Genomic DNA, 18,366 nt, shown 5'->3' on the forward strand with positions numbered 1-18,366 from the left:
CAGCTTTCGCTCTGGTGACGGGGTGCTACTCGGATGCCGCTTCCCGAGCCGTCGGCACGCGGACGCCGTTGCGCTTGTACGCGCGCAGCACGACTCGGATGTCGCAGCCCAGCAAGCCGTCGAGGGCGGCGAACGGGCCCGCGAGAAATTCCTCCAGAGCGGCGGTCGAGCGGTGTACGGAGTACCCGAGGACGCTGGAGGGACCGGTCACGATGTAGAGGGCGCGCAGCGTGGGCTCGCCCGCGAGGTGCCGCAGCGCCGCGTCCAGGCTGTCGGGACGCACCTGCAGCGTGAACCGGACCTCCAGCGGAAAGCCGAGGTCCGCCGGCGGCACGTCCGCCCTGATGTGCACGGCGCCCGATTCCGTCAGCCGGCGCAGCCGCCGCTGCACCGTGGTCTCGTGCAGCCCGACCTGCTGCGCGATGCGCACCGCCGGCATGCGCACGTCTTCGCCCAGCGCTCGTACGATGGCCAGATCGCTCTCGTCCAGTTCGCCGCCGACGGCTTCCGGCTTGCCGTCGATCACCCGCTGCCGCCGAGGGCTGCGCCATCCGTCCGGGGCCCAGTCCATGGCGGTCAGTACCACCCGTACCGCGACCTGCGTACGGACCGACCGCACGCCGTCCAGCACCTCCAGCTCGTCCACGACCAGCCTGTGCAGGGTGGCCGGGTCGGCGGCGACAAGTTCCACGACCAGGTCGACGTCGCCGGTGGTCGCGGCGACGTACCGGGTGTCCGGGCGATCGGCGAGGACGCCGGCGACCGCGTCACTCGTCCCGGCACGGCAGCCGATCTCCAGCTGGGCGGCGAGCCAGCCGTAGGCGCCTTCGCGCGCGACAGTGGCCGAACAGGTCAGGACCTGGTCGTCCCGAAGCCGGTTGAGGGCGCGGCGGACGGACCTTTCGTCCGCACCCAGTTCACCGGCAAGCGCCGCATACGGGGCTCGGGGGTCACGCTGGAGCGCGACCACCAAGTCCCATTCGAAGCGCGACAAGCCCATGCGGAGCCTTCCCCCGTATCGAACTGATGCTGGTTACCTGCATTTCTGCCCGTCCGGATGCTGGTTACCAGCATCCGGAGGCCCGGTACTACGGCCATCTTGGACAGTCGACGGTCGCAGCGTCAACGACTGTTTTCGGCCCAACGGCAGGGCGGGCCACGCGGCGGTGCCGCCCCACCAGGTCGGGGCCGCCCGCCCCCCCGCTGAGCGATCTTGAGCGGTCGCTCTTCCAGGGTGCGATTCGGGCCCGATGTCCAGGGATGCTCCTTTCGGCCCTTCAATCCCTCCTGTGATACGCCCCACTGGTCATGGCTCGCGCGCCGTCCGTGGAACGGTGCCCACCGCCTCCCCGTCGGACAACGTCCCTCCCCGGTACGGCCCCTGACGCCCCGGCAGACCGCTGCGCCCTGCTGCGGTGAGGAGAGGAACGTCGCGCAGCCCGTCGGCAGTCGGGGAAGCGACGGATATCTTGTGGCGGTGCACAGACCGGGAAGCTGGCTGAGGCGGTCCCGAGGCGGGCTACTCTGCGCTTCCGCATGCCTGTCGCTGGGCGCACTGAGCCATGTCGCCGCCGGAGGCAGCCTGCCGGGCCCGGGGCCGCTCGGGATGCTCTTCGTCGCGCTGACCCTCCTGGGAACGGCCCTCTTCGGCAACCGCCGGTACCGCTTCGACGTCGTCACGCTGATCCTTGGCGGAACCCAGTTCGCGCTGCACCTCGCCTTCCATCACCTGACCATGCCCAGCGCGAGCGGGCACCTGCCGCCCTCGACCGGTGACGGCGGCGGCATGCACCATGCCATGGCCGGTCACCATGCCGGCATGGGCGCCGCGGAGACGGCCGCGCACGGCGCGGGGCACTCGATGGGCGCGGCGATGACGGCCGCGCACGCGCTGGCCACACTCGGGACGGCCCTGTGCGTCATTCACGGGGAGAGGGTTCTGCGGCGGCTGGCCTCCCTGGCTCTGCCGCGTTTCCTCTCCGCCCCCGCCCGGGTGGTGCCGCCGGTACCCCCGGAGGTGCCGGCGCCGCCGCCCACGGCCGCCCGCCCGCTCTTCGGCGTCCTCCTCGCCCGTTCCTGCCCGCGGAGGGGTCCTCCCCGAGTGATGTCCGCCTGATCGCCCGGTCACGCGATCGCGACACCCGCCCCTCGCGGCGGCCCATTCACTCGTCGGCCCACCGGTCGACTTCTCCGCGCGCGCGAACCGAAATCCCGCGTGCGCCCCCACTGAGGAATCGCGCATGTCTTCCACCTCGCAACACGCACCACCGACCGCCCCTTCCGCACCAGCGGAACCGCCACCACCCGGGCGCTCCTGGCAGGGAGTGCGGGCGCTGCTGACCCGGCTGCACTTCTACGCCGGTGTATTCGTCGCACCGTTCCTTCTCGTGGCCGCCCTCACCGGCCTCGTGTACGCCTTCACCCCGCAGCTCGACCAGCTCGTCTACGGGGACCAGCTCCGCGTCGAGCAGACGGGCGGCCAGCCGCGTCCGCTGGCGGAGCAGATAGCCGCCGCTCGTACCGCACACCCGGAGGGCACCCTGGCCTCCGTGATCACCCCGCCCGGTCCCGACGACACCACCCGCGTGGTGCTGTCCGTGCCCGAACTGGGCGAAAAGCAGCGCACCGTCTTCGTGGACCCCTACACCGCCAAGGTCCAGGGCGCGCTGACCACGTGGTCCGGGTCGACGCCCCTGACCACCTGGCTGGACGACCTGCACCGCAATCTGCACCTGGGCGAGACGGGGCGGCTCTACTCCGAGGTCGCGGCGAGCTGGCTGTGGGTGATCGCCGCAGGCGGTCTCGTCCTGTGGCTCGGCCGCAGCCGCGGTCAGCGGGCCAAGTCCGTACGGGGCGTCGTACTGCCCGACCGTTCCGCCCAAGGGGTGCGGCGCACCCGCAGCTGGCACGCGGCGACCGGAGTGTGGCTCGCCCTCGGCCTGTTCTTCCTCAGCGCCACCGGGCTGACCTGGTCCCAGTACGCGGGCGAGCGGTTCGGACAGTTCCTCGACGTCGTCAAGGGAGGCGCACCGAAGCTGGACCCGCGCTTGCCCGGCGCGCCGCCCGCGGCAGCGGACGGAACCGGGGAGCACGCCGGCCACGGGGGCGCCGGGCAGAGTGCCGCGGCGGACCCGGCCGACTTCGAGAAGGCCCTCGCGGCAGCCCGTAAGGCGGACCTCGACGGCACCGTCACCCTGACACCTCCCGCCGACGCGTCCAGCGCCTGGGTGGTGGCCCAGAGCGACAACGTCTGGCCGGTCCACTACGACAAGGTCGCCGTCGACACCGCCACCGGCGAAGTCACCTCGCGCACCCGATGGGCCGACTACCCCCTGACCGCCAAGCTCAGCAAGCTCGGCGTACAGGGCCACATGGGTGTGCTGTTCGGGCTCGCCAACCAGATCGTGCTCGCGCTCGTGGCGATCGGGCTGATTCTCGTGACGGTCTGGGGCTACCGCATGTGGTGGCAGCGACGGCCCACACGTGAAGGCCGCAAGTCGGCCCTGGGCAAGCCGCCGGTGCGGGGCGCCTGGCGACGGCTGCCGCTGCCCGTTCTGGTGGTGGGCGTTCCTGTGACGGCCGCACTCGGCTGGGCGCTGCCCGTACTGGGCGTGACCTTGCTCGGCTTCCTCCTGGTGGATGTGACCGCCGGTCTGATCAGGCGGAGACGGAGGGCGTAACCGACCGTGGGAGGGCGCGATCCGTCGCGCCCTCCCACCCGTACGACATCCATGTCGAAGGCGCCGTCGGGCGAGCGGGATGCGAACTGCTCCTCCAGCGAAAGGCTTTGCGCGTGCCGTCGTCCGGATGATGGGGTGGCCGGGTGACCCACCACGATGATGCCGCGGCTGTCCGTCCGTTGACACTGGCCTGGGTGAGCCGGCACCTGGAGGACGGCGAACGGATCGTCGGAACCGAGGTGTTGCACGGCGGCATCACCGCCGAAATGCGGCTGCTGACCATCGACGGTCGGGACGGAGGCACGCGTGGCCTGGTGCTGCGGACCTTCGTCGACGTGGAGCACGCCGAGGAGGGGCTGAACAGGGAGGCCGGCGCCCTGACCCAGCTCACGGGGACCGGCGTGGCGGCTCCTGGACTGGTCGCGGTCGATCCGACGGCGGCGCGGTGCGAGTACCCCTCGCTCCTGATGACACATCTGGCGGGCCGGACGGCCCTGGAGGATGAAGGCCTGGAGACGCGTGTCCCCCTGCTGGCCCGCCAACTCGTGGCGATCCACGCGTTGCGCCCCGCCGAGCGGCCCCGGGAGTACGTGGCGTGGACGACCGCCGACACCGTCGTGACCCCGAAGGGCGCCGACGCGGTGGCATGGGCCGCGGCGATCGACGTGATCCGCCGGCCCGCGCCGCCGTACGAAGGACGTTTCCTGCACCGGGACTTCCACCCCGGCAACGTGCTCTTCGACGTGCGGCCCCCGGGCCCGGCAGGACCCCGGATCACCGGCGTCGTCGACTGGGCAATGACCTCCTGGGGCCCGGCGGACCTCGATGTCGCGCACTGCTCCGCCAACCTCGCGCTGCTGCACGGCCCGGCATGGGGCCTGCGGTTCGCCGAGGCGTACGAGGAGGCCGGCGGGGTGCTGGCAGCGGCCACGAGCGAGCGGCTGTACTGGCAGGTGCGGGACGGGCTGGCGCTCTCGGAAGAAGTGCAGCGGGTGGCGCGGCCATGGCGGCAGGCAGGACGGACGGAGCTGACGACGCGAGCCGTGGAGGAACGGCTGGACGCCTACATCACCGCCCTGCTGGACACGCTGGGCTGAGCCCGAGCTCTCTCTCCGGCTTCCCTGCGGCGATCAGCGAGTGGCCGTGAGCGGCATGGCCGAACGATTCCTGGACAACGATTCCTAGACAACGTCGAATTCGTTGCCCTCCGGGTCCTGCAGCAGGGCGGCGTACTGCCCCATGTCCGGCTCGTCCGCGATCCGAAGCACGCTGGCGCCGGCCTTGACCAGTCTTTCCACCGTGGTGGTGACCCGCTGCTTGCGGACCGCCAGGGGGACGTCGCGCCCACCGCCGACCTTCAGGTCGAGGTGTATGCGGTTCTTGGTGGCCTTGGGCTCCGGCACCTGCTGGAACCACACCCGAGGCCCTTGTCCCGCGGGATCGACGATCGACTCCGGGATGTCGCCCGCGCCTCTGGGCAACTCCTCCTCGGGCACCCCCATGGCTGCCCAGTACTCCCGCCACGTGGCGTGGTCGCCCGGCGGAGGCTCGGGTGCGTACCCCAGAGCCTCGCTCCAGAACGCCACCATTCTCTGCGGGTCGGCACAATCGATCGTCAGTTGCAGCGTCATCTCCATGAGCAAGAGCCTGACATACAGGTCTGACATTCACGCTGGACCGACCCCGACCCCGACCCCGACCCCGACCCCGCCCACGGGAGTGGCTAGGGGTTCGAGGCGGTGACCACGCCTTCGACGAGGCTCAGGTGGATCAGGTGCGCGACGGTGGGTGCGGTGCGCTTGCTCCGGATGCGGCGCAGATAGGTGCTCACGGTGTGCACGCTGATGCCCAGACGGCTGGCGACCTGCTTGTGCGAGAGGCCTGCCGCGACATGGGCCAACACCTGCCTCTCCCTGCGGGATAGCGCCGGCCTGCTCTCCGGGCGGCTGTCTACTGGCATTTCCCTTCCCGGAGTTATGTCGACTCTACGGCGGCCTCGAACACACAAGTGGATCTAACCATGGCCATGTGGAAACACAAAGGGACCTCCACGTCCCGGAGTCGGAGGGGACGCCACTGAGCCGGGCCGGAGCACCCGGCTCAACTTTTCCGCCTTCGAGGAGATCGGCGCAGGGACTCCAGCGGTCCTGTCAAGTCACCAGTTCAGGTGACTTTCAGCGTGCTTCCGTGCGAGTGAGTGTGAAGGCGGCCTCGGCTGAGCGCAGCCGTGCACGAACCGTGAGTGACAGCTCAGCAGTGGACCAGGGGGAACACTTGAGGCAATTTCGCCTGCTCGTCGTGGGCAACGGCGTCTCGGCGTACGGCAGTTACCTGAACATGGTCGCCCTCAACGTCTTCATCTACGACGTGACCGACAGCGCCCTGGCCGCAGGGCTCTTCATGGCCGTACGGCTGCTGACCAGCGTCGTCTCCGGCTTTGTGAGCGGGCGGCTGGTCTCGGCGTACGACCGTAAGAGGTTGATGGTCGGCGCCGATCTGACTCAGTGCGCGGCCATGATAGCCCTACTGATCGCTCCTGACGCCTCGCGTGCGGGGCTTCTCTATGTACTGGCCGTCGTGACCGGGTTCTGTTCGACCCTGTCGGGGGTGGCGCTGCGCAGCAGCATCCCGGAGATCGTCGGCGGTGATCTGCGGTTGCGGGCCAACTCGCTGCTGGCCACCGGGCGTTCACTGGCGATGATCGCCGGGTTCGCCTCCGCCGGTGTGGTGGTCTCGCAGTGGGGATACGTCGCCGCCCTCTCGCTGGACGCCGTCACGTTCGCGGTGTCGGCCTGCGTGCTGCTCTCGCTGCCGATCCGTACGCGAGCACAGAAGGAGAAGGGGGAGGAGGGGAAGGAGAAGAAGGCGGACGGCGCGGCGTCCGGGCGGATGCGGAAGACGGGCTCGCTCATGCTGCTGCGCGCGGCCCCCGTGCTCGCGGTCATGCTCGTGGTCCGGGCTGCCGACGGCCTCGGCTCCTCGTCGCACAACGTCGCCCTGCCCGTCTACTCCAGCGGCCTCGACCCGTCCCATCCGGCCACGTTCGTCAGCCAGTTCTGGGCGACGTGGGCCATCGGCAACATCGTCATGCAGCAGGTGTGCAGCCGGTGGGCCGGGCGCGGCGGACGGCAAGGACCAGGGGAGCGGGCCTTCGCGATCGGAGCCTGTGTGATGTCGGCCGCGTTCATCGTGGTGTTCGCCGGGCTGCCCACGGGCGTGGCCGTCGCGGCGGCCCTGGTGGCGGGCATGGCCGACGGACTCACCGAGATCGCCTACGTCACCCGGCTCCAGGCGGCCCCGGACGAGCAGCGCGGCCGGCTCTTCGGTCTGTCCGCGTCGGTCGAGAACACCGGATTCGGCCTGGGGATGCTGGTCAGCGGTGCGCTCCTGGACCGCTTCACACCGCTCCAAGTGGTGAGCCTCCTGCACGGGTTGGCGATCGTCCTGTGCGTCGGCCTGTTCGTCGTTCTGGTGCGGCACACGCGTCGGCATGCGCGTCGGTCCCGGTCCGTGCCCCCTGACGAGCAGAACGTACCGTCCGTAGAGAGCGAGGCCCGATGACCGTCGGACGCGATGCGGCCGTGGCCGTCGTCGGGATGTCCTTCCGCTTCCCCGGTGCGGACACGCCTGAGGAGTTCTGGCGCACGATCCGAGACGGCACGGACCGCATCCATCGTTTCACCGAGGCGGAACTGGCCGCCGCGGGCGTGCCCGAAGAGCAGTACCGCTCCGACGACTTCGTCGGAGCGAGCGGGATCCTGGCGGACATCGCGGGCTTCGACGCGGGCTTCTTCGGGATGAGCGCGCACGAGGCCAAGATCACCGATCCGCAGCACCGGCTGTTCCTGGAGTGCGTGCACCACGCCCTGGAGAACGCCGGGTACGCAGGAGGTCAGGAAGGCGCTCCGGAGAGAGCTGCGAAGAAGGCTTCGGAAGGTGCTGCGGAGGGGGCAGGAGCTGCCGGAGGCCACGAGGTCGGCGTCTATGCCAGTACCGGCTACCACCTCTACTCCCTGCAGACCTACCTCCAGAACAACGTCCTCCCGGGCGGCATCGACGACTGGGTCGCCGGAATGCAGGCGACCGTCGGCAACTACACCGACTTCACCGCCAACCGCGCCGCCTTCCGCCTCGGCCTGACCGGCCCCGCGGTCAACGTGCAGACGGCCTGCTCCAGTTCGCTGATGGCGGTGCACCTCGCCGCGCAGGCCGTGGCCTCGGGGGACTGCGACATCGCCGTCGCCGGTGCCACCGCCATCCATGTGCCGCAGGTTCTCGGCTACCAGTACGTCAAGGGCTCCATCCTCTCCAAGAGCGGCCGGCTGCGCCCCTTCGAGGCCGCATCGGACGGGACGGTCGGCGGCACGGGTGTGGCAGCCGTGGTGCTCAAGAGCCTCGACCGGGCCGTCGCGGACGGCGACCACATCCACGGCGTCATCCGGGGCCGGGGGGTCACCAACGACGGCGCGGACAAGAGGGCGTTCGCCGCGCCCAGTGCGGACGGCCAGCGCAAGGCCATCCGGCGTGCCCTGGACCGGGCGGGCGTCGACGCGGGCACCGTCGGCTATCTGGAGACGCACGGAACCGGAACGTACAAGGGCGACCCGATCGAGTTCGAGGGTGCCACCGCCGCGTTCCGCGCGGACACCGACCGCACGGGGTACTGCGCCCTCGGCTCGGTCAAGGCCAACATCGGGCACCTCGACGTGTGTTCGGGTCTGGCGGGCATGATCAAGGCACTGCTCGTGCTGGAGCACGGGGTCATCCCGCCGATGGCCAACTTCCGCCGTCCCAACCCGGCACTCGACCTCGCGGTGAGCCCGTTCTACATTCCCGATTCCGTACGGCCCTGGCCGCGGAGCGACGTACCGCGCAGGGCCTGCGTCAGTTCGTTCGGCGTCGGCGGCACCAACATCCACATCGTCCTGGAACAGGCCCCCGAGCCCGAGCCCCGCCCCGCCGACGAGGCGCCGTCCCCTGCCGTCCTGACGGTCGCGGGACACACACCGGCGGCCCTCGCCGACAACGCCCGCGCCCTGCGCGACCACCTGCGCACGCACCCCGGCACGCACCCCGCGGACGTCGTGACGACTCTGGCGCTCGGCCGTGCCCACCGCGGACACCGCCTCGCGGTACGCGGCGACACCGTGGACGCGTTCACGCGCGCCCTCGACACCTGGATCACGGACCCGCCCGCGACGGGAGACGCGGCGGCCACGGGCGTCGGGTTCCTGTTCACCGGGCAGGGCAGCATCCACCGGGGCGCGGCACGCACCCTCTACGCGCGCTTCCCCGTCGTACGCGAGGTCCTGGACTCCTGCGAGCGGCAGTACGCCGCACTCACCGGCGGCGACAGCCTCCTCGAACCGCTGCTCGGCGAGGAGTACGAGGGCGGGGCCGAGCCCGCCTGGCCCACCGAGGTGGCACAGCCCGCGCTCTTCGCGTTCCAGTGCGCACTCGTCCGCCTGTGGCGCGCGGCCGGGATCGAGCCCCGAGTGGTGGCCGGGCACAGTGTGGGCGAGTACGCGGCGCTGTACGCGGCCGGAGTGCTGTCCGCCGAGGACGGGCTGCGCCTGACGGCGGAGCGAGGCAGGCTGATGGGGCGGCACTGCGCGCCGGGCGCGATGCTCGCGGTCCCGACCGGGGTGCACGTGGCGCGCGAACTGGCCGCAGAGGTACCGGGGGTGGAGCTCGCCGTCACCAACGGCGCACGCAGCCAGGTCCTCGCGGGCCCGGCCGATGCCGTGGCACGCCTGAAGGACCTGCTCGCCGAGCGCGATGTACCGGCCCGTGCGCTTCCGGTGCACCACGCGTTCCACACCGCCCTGATGGATCCCGTCCTCGACGGGCTGCGGGAGCTGTTCGCGGGGGTGGAACTCCGGCCGGGCGCCGTGCCGTTCGTGAGCGGTCTGGACGGGCGCACGCGGCCGGAGGGCTGGGTGCCGGACGCGGAGTACTTCGTACGACAGGCGCGTGAGCCGGTGCGATTCGCCCACGTACTGAGGGAGTTGGGCACCTCCCACGAGGGAGCCGGCGCGCTGGTGGAGATCGGACCGCACACCACGCTGAGCGGGCTCGCGCGGCGGGAGCTGCCGGACAGGGCGGCGTATCCGACGCTGCGGCGCGGTGCGGGGCTCGAACCGCTGTGGGACGCGGTCGCGGGCCTGTACCGGGGCGGGGCACCGGTCGACTGGCGGGTGCTGACCGAGGGGACGGGCCGCAGGATTCCGCTGCCCGGCTACCGATTCCAGCACAAGGACTACTGGACAGGACCGGAGAACCACTTCTCCCGGTCCGCAGAGCTGACATCCGTACAGCTGACATCCGTACAACAACCGACATCAGGACAACCGGCAAGGGATGGGTTCGAAGTGGCACAGGACGAAGCAGCGGTCGAGCGTGTGCTCCAGCACATCATCAAGGTCACTGCGAAGCATCTCAGCTACGACACGAACGAGGTGGCCGAGGACGCCAACTTCTTCGATCTCGGCGCCGACTCGCTGCAAATGATCGGCGTACTCCGCGAGTTGGAGGAAGAGCACCAGGTCAAGGTGTCGATGCGGGAGCTCTTCGAGGAGGCGGGCACGGCGAAGGAGCTGGCGCGGATCATCGTGCGGAAGGCGGGCGGCACGGAAACGGCCGCGCCGCCCGTGACACCTGCCCCTCCGGCCGAGAAGCCCGCCCCTCCGCTGGCCGCCGTGGTGCCCGCCCGCGCGCCGGAGCCGGTGGTTCGCACACCGGAGCCCGTGGTTCGCACACCGGACCCTGTGGTCCGTGAGCCCGCGCCGACGGTCCCGGAACCCCTGCCGCTCCCCTCGGCGCCCGCACCGGCCGCCGCCTTCGCCCCCGCCCCGGCCGAGTACGCCACGCGCCGCGAAGTGGACGATCTCGTACGCCAGGTGCACCAGCTCTCCCAGATGCAGCTCCAACTCATGGGCCAGCTCTCGCAGTTGCTGGCCGCCCAGACCGGGAAGGCGGACCGATGACCGGGGCCGAAACAGGCAGCTTCTCGGCGGCGGTCGACCAGGACCTCGCCGCGATGGCCGAGCTCTCGCAGCGCATCGCCCGCCAGATGGGAGCGCCGGAAATCGAGGAGGCGCCGGCGGCCGAGGAGGAGCGGCCCGCTGCCGCCGGGGCCGCCCAGCACGGGCCGCGCCTGGAGGTCGCCCGAGCCTCCGGCATGGTCCGCGGCGGCGCGTCCGACGCCCAACGGACCCACCTCGACGACCTGGTGCGCCGCTACACCGCCAAGACACCCACCTCGAAGCGGATCGTCCAGCGCTACCGCCGGGTGCTCGCCGACAGCCGCGCGGCCGTCGGGTTCCGCAGCAGCACGAAGGAGATGCTGTACCCCATCGCGGGCCGGCGTGCGCAGGGCTCGCGGCTTGAGGACATCGACGGCAACCACTACGTCGACATCACCATGGGCTTCGGCGTGCTGCTCTTCGGCCACGAGCCCGCCTTCGTCACCGAGGCGGTCCGCGAACACCTCTCCCGCGGCGTCCAGCTCGGCCCGCGCAACGTGGAGACCGGCGAAGCCGCCGAGCTGCTCGCCGAGCTGACCGGCCTGGAGCGGGTCGCCTTCGCCAACTCGGGCACGGAGGCGAACTCCGCAGCCATCCGCCTCGCCCGCGCCGCCACCGGCCGCTCCCGCATCGTCACCTTCGAGGGCGCCTACCACGGCCATGCCGACAACGTCCTCGGCCGCTCCGCGGGCACCGGCAGCGAGGGACTCACCACCGTCCCCCTGTCCGGGGGGATCCCGCACAACGCCGTCGCCGACCTCCTCGTCCTCCCGTACGGCAGCGCGGAGAGCCTCGCCGTCATCGAGCAGCAGGCGGGCGACATCGCGGCGGTCGTCGTCGAGCCGGTGCAGAGCCGTCACCCGTCGCTGCGCCCGGCCGACTTCGTACGCCGACTGCGCGAACTGACCCTGCGCCACGGCATCGTGCTGCTCTTCGACGAGATGCTGACCGGCTTCCGCCCCGCACTGCGCGGCGCCCAGGAGCTCTACGGCGTCACGCCCGACCTGGCCACCTACGGCAAGGTGCTCGGCGGCGGATTCCCCATCGGGGCGATCGCCGGGCGCTCCGACATCATGGACGGCATCGACGGCGGCCACTGGAACTACGGGGACGACAGCTACCCGGCGGCCGACACCACGTTCTTCGGCGGCACCTACATCCAGCACCCGGTGTCGATGGTCGCCGCCCGCGCCGTACTGACGCATCTCAAGGAGCACAGTCCGCGGTTGCAGGAGCGCCTGAACGCGCGCACCGACGAGCTGGCCGCGACGCTGAACGCGTTCTTCGATGCGGAGGGGTTCGCCCTGAGCATGAGCCACTTCGGCTCGCAGTTCCGCTTCGAGCAGCGCGCGGACATGGAGCTGCTCTACCCCCACCTCATGCTGCGCGGCGTCCACGTGTGGGAGTGGCGCAACTTCTTCCTCTCCACCGAACACTCCGACAGCGACATCGAGTTCATCGTGGAAGCGGTGAAGGGATCGCTGCGCGAGCTGCGCGACGGGGGCTTCTTCCGTGAGAAGGCGGGGGTCGGCCCCGCGGCCTCGTCTAAGGCGAAGCCGAAGGTCGAGCCGAAGGTCGAGCCGAAGGTCGAGCCCAAGCCCAAGGTGAACGCCAAGGCCATGGCCTGGAACAGGGTGGCCACGGCCCGCCCGGAGCCGGAGCCGGAGCGGCAGCCGGAACAGCAGCCGGAGCCGCGGCCCACCTCCAGGGCGGCGGTCCAACAGCCCGCGCGCCCCCTGGACTTCGGCGTCTACTTCTTCGGCGACTACCCGCAGGACGAGACGGCCTCCCCGTACGGGAAGTACGACCACATCCTGGAGACCGCACGCTTCGCCGACCGCCACGGCTTCCACTCCCTGTGGATTCCCGAACGGCACTTCCACTCCTTCGGCGGCCTGTTCCCCAACCCCGCCGTGCTCGCCGCGGCCCTCGCCCGCGAGACCGACCGCGTCCGCATCAACGCAGGCTCCGTGGTGCTGCCGCTCCATGACCCGATCCGCGTCGCCGAAGAGTGGTCGATGGTCGACAACCTCTCCGGGGGGCGGATCGGCATCGGCTGCGCCAGCGGTTGGCACGCCGACGACTTCGCCTTCTTCCCCGACCGCTTCGGTTCCCACAAGGAGCTGATGTACGAACAGGTCGAACAGATACGGACGTTGTGGCGCGGTGAGCCGGTGCGCCGCACCACCGGGAACGGCGAGAAGGACCTGCGGCTGTTCCCCCGCCCCGTCCAGGACACTCCGCCCATGTATACGGCAGTCGTCGGCAACCCGGCGTCCTACGAGCTGGCCGGCCGCCACGGCCTGGGCATCGTGACCAATCTGATGACGCAGGGCGTCGAGCAGCTCCAGGAGAACGTCGCGCTCTACCGCCGTACCCGCGCCCAGCACGGCCTGGACCCGGATACGGGGCGCGTGGCCGTCCTGCTGCACACCTTCCTCGCCGAGGACCACGCGGAGGCACGTGCCGAGGCGCGCGATCCGCTGTCCCGGTACATGCGCGCCTCCCTGTCCCTGTTCGGAAACGTCGCCAACAGCCTGGGCCACCGGGTCGACCTGTCGGCGATGACCGAGGACGATCTGGACGTGGTGTTCCGGCGGGCCTACGACCGCTACTGCGACCAACGGGCCCTCATCGGCAGCCCCGAGAGCGTGCGGCCCGTCGTGGACGCCGTGCGTGCCGCGGGCGCCGACGAGGTGGTCGCGCTCGTCGACTTCGGCGTCGAGCCCGACGCGATGCGCTCCGGACTCGTACAACTCGACGCCCTGCGCCGGGACTTCACGACTGCCCCTGTGGCGAGGTCCGCCCCCGTGACGACGACGGCCCTCACGGTCACGAAGGCGCCCGCGGTGACGGAGACGCCGACGGTCACGGAGAGTCCCGCGTCCACGGAGAGTCCCACGTTCACGGAGACTCCCGCGGCGGACTCCGCGCCCCTGTCGCCCGGTCAGCAGCGGATCTGGTTCCTGGAGCGCATGCTCCCCGGCCGTACCGCCTACAACGAGACCAAGGCGATCGAGCTGGAAGGCCCGCTGGACGTCCCCGCGCTGCGGTCCGCCCTGCGCGCCCTGGTCGGGCGGCACGAGCAGCTGCGTGCGGTGTTCCGCGAAGTGGCGGGCGAGCCACGACAGTTCGTCCAGGCTCTGGTGGACGTGGACTTCGCGGTCGTCGACGGCACGGGCACCGGGGACGCGGTGGCCGACACCCTCAAGGCCGAGAGCGAGCGCCGCTTCGACCTGGCGAGGGGCCCGCTGTTCGTCACGCGCCTCGTCCGGCTCGGCGACCTGCGCCACGTGCTGGTCCTGTCGCTGCACCACATCGTGATGGACGCGGCGTCGGCCGCGGTGCTCGCCCGCGACGTGTCCGCCCTCTACCGCGCCGAGTTGCCGGGCGCACCCGAAGCGGAACTGCCCGGCCTCTCCCGTACGTACGCCGACCATGCCCGCCGGCAGCTCGCCTCCCTCGGCGACACGAAGACGGCGGAGGACCTCGCCTACTGGAAGAAGGTGCTCGCCGGCGACCTGCCCGTCCTGGAACTGCCCACCGACCGGCCCAGGCCCGCCGTGATGACCTCCAACGGCCGCGCCCTGTTCCGTACGCTCGACCCCGAACTGTCGCAGCAGGTACGGGAGTTGAGCCGCAAGCGGCGCAGCACCCTGTTCATGGCCCTGCTCGCCGGATACGCGGCCGCACTGCACCGCGTCACCGGTCAGGACGACCTCGTCATCGGCACCCCGATGTCCGACCGCACGCCCGCGTACGAGGACGTCATCGGCTTCTTCGTCAACACCCTGGCGCTGCGGATCGACCTCTCCGGCAACCCGGACTTCGGTGCGCTCCTGGACCGGGTGCGTGGGGTCGCCCTGGACGCGTACGACCACGCCGACGTGCCGTTCGGGTCGGTCGTGCGGGAGCTGGTGCCGACGCGGGCACTCGACCGGATTCCGGTCTTCCAGACGCTCGCCGAGTTCGAGACAGGTGAGCCCTTCCGCTTCGACCTGCCCGGGGTCCGGGCCACGCCGCTCGACTCGGGTCCCGACAAGGCGCTCACCGACATCAGCGTGTACTTCACCGACCAGGCGGACGGCATCCGCTGTCACCTGGAGTACAACACCGATCTCTTCGACGAGGCGACGGTCGACGCGCTCTTCGGGACGTTCCGGGACGTTCTCGCCGAGGCGGTGGGGGCCGACGACGCCTCTCTCGTACGAAAGGAGGGCGCGTCGGTATCGGCCCCGGCATCGGCCTCGATCCCGGCATCGGCCCCGATCCCGGAGGAGTGGCGGCGGGGGAACGTCCGGCAACTGACCCGGAGCACCGTCGACTCCCTGGTCTCGCGCTGGGCCGTGGTCGCCCCGGACCGCACCGCGGTGACCTGCGGTGAAGTCGCCCTCACCTACCGCGAGGTGAACGCACGCGCGGATCGCCTCGCGGCGGTCCTGCGGGCCGAGGGGAAGAGCGGCGCGCCGGTCGCCCTGTGGCTGCCGCGCGGCGCCGACCTGGTCGTCGCCATGCTGGCGACCCTCAAGTCGGGCCACGGATATGTTCCGTTGGACCCGAGGCAGGGCCGGGCGCGGGCCGAGGTCATCCTCGGGGAGTGCGGCGCACGGATCCTGGTGAGCGGCAGCGGGGCGGACACACCGTCGACGCCGCCGGACGGGATCGCCGTGGTCGCCGTCGACGCCCAGGCCGCACCCGACCCGCTGAACGACCCGGCCCCGGATCCGACCTCGACCCCGGCCTCGACCCCGACCCTCGTGTCCGACCCCGAATCCCTCTGCTTCGCCATCTACACCTCAGGCAGCACCGGCACCCCCAAGGGCGTCGCCGTCCCGCACCGGGCCGTCGTGGACCTCTGCCAATGGCACCACGAGCGTTTCGGGTTCACCGCGGACGACCGCAGCGCCGCCGTGTGCAGCCAGGGCTTCGACGCCGCGGCCCTGGAGATCTGGCCCGCACTGACCGCGGGAGCGACGGTCGTCGTGGCCGACGAGGCGGTCGGCAAGGACCCTGCCGCGCTGGCCCGCTGGTACGCGGACGAGCGGATCAGCTTCTCCATCCTTCCGACGGCCCTGGGAGAGGCGGTCCTCGTACTCCCGGACGCGCAACAGCCGCCGCTGCGCCACCTCTTGCTGGGCGGCGACGTGCTGCGCACTCGCCCGCGCCCCGGCGTTCCGTACGAGACGGTGAACGTCTACGGCCCCACAGAGGTGACCGTGTTGTGCACGGTCGAGACGGTGGAACCGCAGGCGCCGGGTGCCGCGGAGGTCCCGATCCCGATCGGCCGACCGGTGGACAACGTCGTACTGCGGGTGCTCGACGGGCACGGCAGCGAGGTCCCCGCCGGAGAGGTGGGGGAGCTGTACGTCGGCGGCCCCGGCGTGGCCACCGGCTACCTCCGCAGGCCGGACCTGACGGCGGAGCGCTTCGTCCGTGACCCGCTGGGTGCCGAGGGGCGGATGTACCGCACCGGCGACCTGGTGCGCTGGAACGAGTCGGGAGCACTGGAGTTCCGCGGGAGGTCCGACGACCAGGTGAAGATACGGGGTTACCGCGTCGAGCCCGAGGAGGTCTCGCAGGCGCTCAACGGCCTGCCGGGGGTCGGCGAAGCGGTGGTCCTGTCCCGCCGCAACCGGCGGGGCGAGGCTCAACTCGCCGCCTACGTCGTCCCCGTGGGGCGGGTCGGACGGCAGCAGGAGTTCGCCGACCGCCTCACGGAGGAACTTGCCGGAAGGCTGCCGGACCACCTGGTGCCGCACGCCTGGGCGGTGCTGCCCGAACTCCCCCTGTCCTCGAACGGCAAGCTGGACCGGGCCGCACTGCCCGCTCCCTCCCTCGTGACCGCGACGTCCGTACCCGCGACGTCCGCACCCGCGACCTCCGCTTCCGCGCCCGGCCGGGTGTCGACGCCCGGCCCGGTGTCGGAATCGGTTGCCCGCCCGACGGCCGCCCCGGCCGACGACGAGGCGCGCCTCAGGCGGCTGTGGGCCGAGGAGTTCGAGCTGGACGTCGCGGCGATCGGCCCCGAGGCCTCCTTCTTCGACCTCGGCGGCCACTCGATCACGGCGATCCGGCTGAGCAACAGGGTGCGTGAGACGTTCGGTGTCGAGTACCCCATCGCGCGCTTCTACGCGGAGCCCACGCTGAGGGCCATGGCGACGTATCTCGCCGGTGGCAAGGACGCCGGCGACACCGACGGCGCCCCCGAAAGCGAGGTGGTGCTCGGCCGCGCACCGGTCACCGCCCAGCAGAGCGCCTTCATCGCCCGCCACCAGGGGCACGCCCACCCGCAGGTCTACAACGTGGCCATGCGCCTCACCTTCACGGGCGCGCTGGACGTACCGGCTCTGCGCACCGCGCTGACCGGGCTCGTCGCCCGTCACGAGGCGTTGCGCACGCGCTTCGTACAGGACGGGGAAGGGGACGAGTGGTGGCAGGAGGCGCTGCCGCCCCGGCCGGTGGAGCTGCCGGAGGAGGACCTGACCGCGGAGTCGGCCCCGGAGGCCGAGGCGGAACGCCTGGCGGCGGAGACGGCCGAGACACCCTTCGACATCCGGGCCGAACTCGCCCCGGTGTTCCGCCTGTTGCGCACGAGTGATGACCGTTGGGAGCTGCTCTTCGTCCTGCACCACTCCGCCTGCGACGGATGGTCGGTCAGCGTCCTGCTGCGTGAACTGGCGGAGCTGTACCGGGCGGCGGCAACCGGCGTGCCGCACGGCCTCCCGCAGCGCGTGCCGCAGCCGAGCGAGTACGCGCGGTGGCAGCGCGAACGGAGCCACACGCAGGACAAGGGTCGCCTGATCGACTACTGGGCCAGGGAGTTGAAGGGCGCCCGGTTCGATTCGTCGCTGCCGCTGGACCGGCCCCGCCCGCAGAAGTCGACGGGAGAGGGAGACGTCGTCCTCTTCACGGTCGGGCGGGAAACGCGCGCCGATCTGGAAGCGCTGGCGCGGCGGCACCGCACGACGCCCTTCGTGGTGACGGCCACAGCCCTGGCCAGGCTGCTGTCCGGACTGACGGACGAGCCGGACGTCCTTCTGGGCATCTCCCACGCCAATCGCGAGCGCCGGGAGTTCGAGTCGTTGGCGGCCTGCACGGTCTCGTCGTTCTCGCTGCGGGTCCGCGGCAGTGAGGCCGAGTCGTTCGGTGCGCTCGTGGACCAGGTGGCCCGCAGCGCGGTCGAGGCGATGGACCACGCCGCGCCGATCCGCGAGATGACGGCCGAACTGGGTGCCGCGTGGTCCACGGAGGTCCCCGACAAGCTGCCGTTCGGTTTCCAGTACCAGAGCTCTCTGGAGACGGACATCGAACTGCCGGGCGTGACCACGGCCGTCGAGGACCTCGTGATCCCTGGCGCGCGCTCCGAGTTCAACTTCGGCCTGATCCCCACGGGCGACGTGCTGTCCGGCTACGTGGAGTACTCGAGCGACCTGTGGGACCGCGCCACGGTCGAGGCCTGGACCGTGGCCTACGTCGACCTCCTCACCAGGGAAACCACGGCAGCCCTGGGCGAAGGCGACTGACGGGAGAAACCGCGAGGGTGAGCGGTGGAGGCACAGGCGCGGACGGCCGTGGCAAGCAGAGAGCCATGAGCCCGTGCGCCCTGTGCCTCCCTGCGCAAGGCACCGCACCCACCGTGCCCGCCGAACCACGGAATGGAT

Annotated in this window: 9 protein-coding genes; 6 read left to right on the forward strand and 3 right to left on the reverse strand. The window is 71.3% G+C overall.

Features of this window, described 5'->3' with window-relative positions; genetic code table 11:
• Positions 1 to 25 precede the first annotated feature (25 nt).
• A complete protein-coding gene (locus ACH4SP_RS03875) occupies positions 26 to 1,000 on the reverse strand; it encodes an Lrp/AsnC family transcriptional regulator (RefSeq protein WP_398408883.1) in 975 nt (324 codons plus the stop codon).
• Between the two features lie 606 nt (positions 1,001 to 1,606).
• Between ACH4SP_RS03875 and ACH4SP_RS03880 the strand changes: the two genes are divergently transcribed.
• The 3 genes from ACH4SP_RS03880 to ACH4SP_RS03890 all read left to right on the forward strand — a co-directional run bounded on the left by ACH4SP_RS03880 (position 1,607) and on the right by ACH4SP_RS03890 (position 4,777).
• Positions 1,607 to 2,116, forward strand: coding sequence for a hypothetical protein (locus ACH4SP_RS03880; protein WP_398408885.1), 510 nt, complete (start codon positions 1,607 to 1,609; stop codon positions 2,114 to 2,116).
• A 124-nt stretch (positions 2,117 to 2,240) separates the two neighbouring features.
• Positions 2,241 to 3,680, forward strand: a complete 1,440-nt coding sequence (locus ACH4SP_RS03885; protein ID WP_398408887.1) for a PepSY-associated TM helix domain-containing protein — start codon at positions 2,241 to 2,243, stop codon at positions 3,678 to 3,680.
• A 194-nt stretch (positions 3,681 to 3,874) separates the two neighbouring features.
• Positions 3,875 to 4,777 (forward strand): phosphotransferase family protein, encoded by a 903-nt coding sequence (locus tag ACH4SP_RS03890; RefSeq protein ID WP_398408889.1) that lies wholly within the window; start codon positions 3,875 to 3,877, stop codon positions 4,775 to 4,777.
• Between the two features lie 84 nt (positions 4,778 to 4,861).
• Here ACH4SP_RS03890 and ACH4SP_RS03895 read toward each other — a convergent pair whose 3' ends face one another.
• Positions 4,862 to 5,317, reverse strand: coding sequence for a VOC family protein (locus ACH4SP_RS03895; RefSeq protein WP_398408890.1), 456 nt, complete (start codon positions 5,315 to 5,317; stop codon positions 4,862 to 4,864).
• 86 nt (positions 5,318 to 5,403) lie between these two features.
• Positions 5,404 to 5,640 carry a response regulator transcription factor gene (locus tag ACH4SP_RS03900; protein WP_398408892.1) on the reverse strand — a complete coding sequence of 79 codons (237 nt, stop codon included), beginning with the start codon at positions 5,638 to 5,640 and terminating at the stop codon, positions 5,404 to 5,406.
• Between the two features lie 314 nt (positions 5,641 to 5,954).
• Here ACH4SP_RS03900 and ACH4SP_RS03905 point away from each other — a divergent pair, with 314 nt between their 5' ends.
• Genes ACH4SP_RS03905 through ACH4SP_RS03915 form a run of 3 tightly spaced genes read left to right on the forward strand, consistent with a single transcriptional unit; the run spans position 5,955 to position 18,228 of the window.
• Complete coding sequence (locus tag ACH4SP_RS03905) at positions 5,955 to 7,241, forward strand: MFS transporter (protein WP_398408894.1); 1,287 nt, start codon at positions 5,955 to 5,957, stop codon at positions 7,239 to 7,241.
• Positions 7,238 to 10,666 (forward strand): type I polyketide synthase, encoded by a 3,429-nt coding sequence (locus tag ACH4SP_RS03910; RefSeq protein ID WP_398408896.1) that lies wholly within the window; start codon positions 7,238 to 7,240, stop codon positions 10,664 to 10,666. The genes ACH4SP_RS03905 and ACH4SP_RS03910 overlap by 4 nt, the downstream gene beginning before the upstream one ends.
• Complete coding sequence (locus ACH4SP_RS03915; protein WP_398408898.1) at positions 10,663 to 18,228, forward strand: MupA/Atu3671 family FMN-dependent luciferase-like monooxygenase; 7,566 nt, start codon at positions 10,663 to 10,665, stop codon at positions 18,226 to 18,228. Before ACH4SP_RS03910 ends, ACH4SP_RS03915 begins: the two co-directional genes overlap by 4 nt.
• Positions 18,229 to 18,366: the final 138 nt, after the last annotated feature.

It is taken from the genome of Streptomyces sp. NPDC021093, from assembly GCF_044333135.1.
Lineage (GTDB): Bacteria > Actinomycetota > Actinomycetes > Streptomycetales > Streptomycetaceae > Streptomyces.

Bases quoted from the DNA above. Each gene is read 5' to 3' on its own strand.
- ACH4SP_RS03875 (WP_398408883.1), bottom strand. From the start codon at position 1,000: ATGGGCTTGTCGCGCTTCGAATGGGACTTGGTGGTCGCGCTCCAGCGT.
- ACH4SP_RS03880 (WP_398408885.1), top strand. From the start codon at position 1,607: ATGCTCTTCGTCGCGCTGACCCTCCTGGGAACGGCCCTCTTCGGCAAC.
- ACH4SP_RS03885 (WP_398408887.1), top strand. From the start codon at position 2,241: ATGTCTTCCACCTCGCAACACGCACCACCGACCGCCCCTTCCGCACCA.
- ACH4SP_RS03895 (WP_398408890.1), bottom strand. From the start codon at position 5,317: ATGGAGATGACGCTGCAACTGACGATCGATTGTGCCGACCCGCAGAGA.
- ACH4SP_RS03900 (WP_398408892.1), bottom strand. From the start codon at position 5,640: ATGCCAGTAGACAGCCGCCCGGAGAGCAGGCCGGCGCTATCCCGCAGG.
- ACH4SP_RS03910 (WP_398408896.1), top strand. From the start codon at position 7,238: ATGACCGTCGGACGCGATGCGGCCGTGGCCGTCGTCGGGATGTCCTTC.
- ACH4SP_RS03915 (WP_398408898.1), top strand. From the start codon at position 10,663: ATGACCGGGGCCGAAACAGGCAGCTTCTCGGCGGCGGTCGACCAGGAC.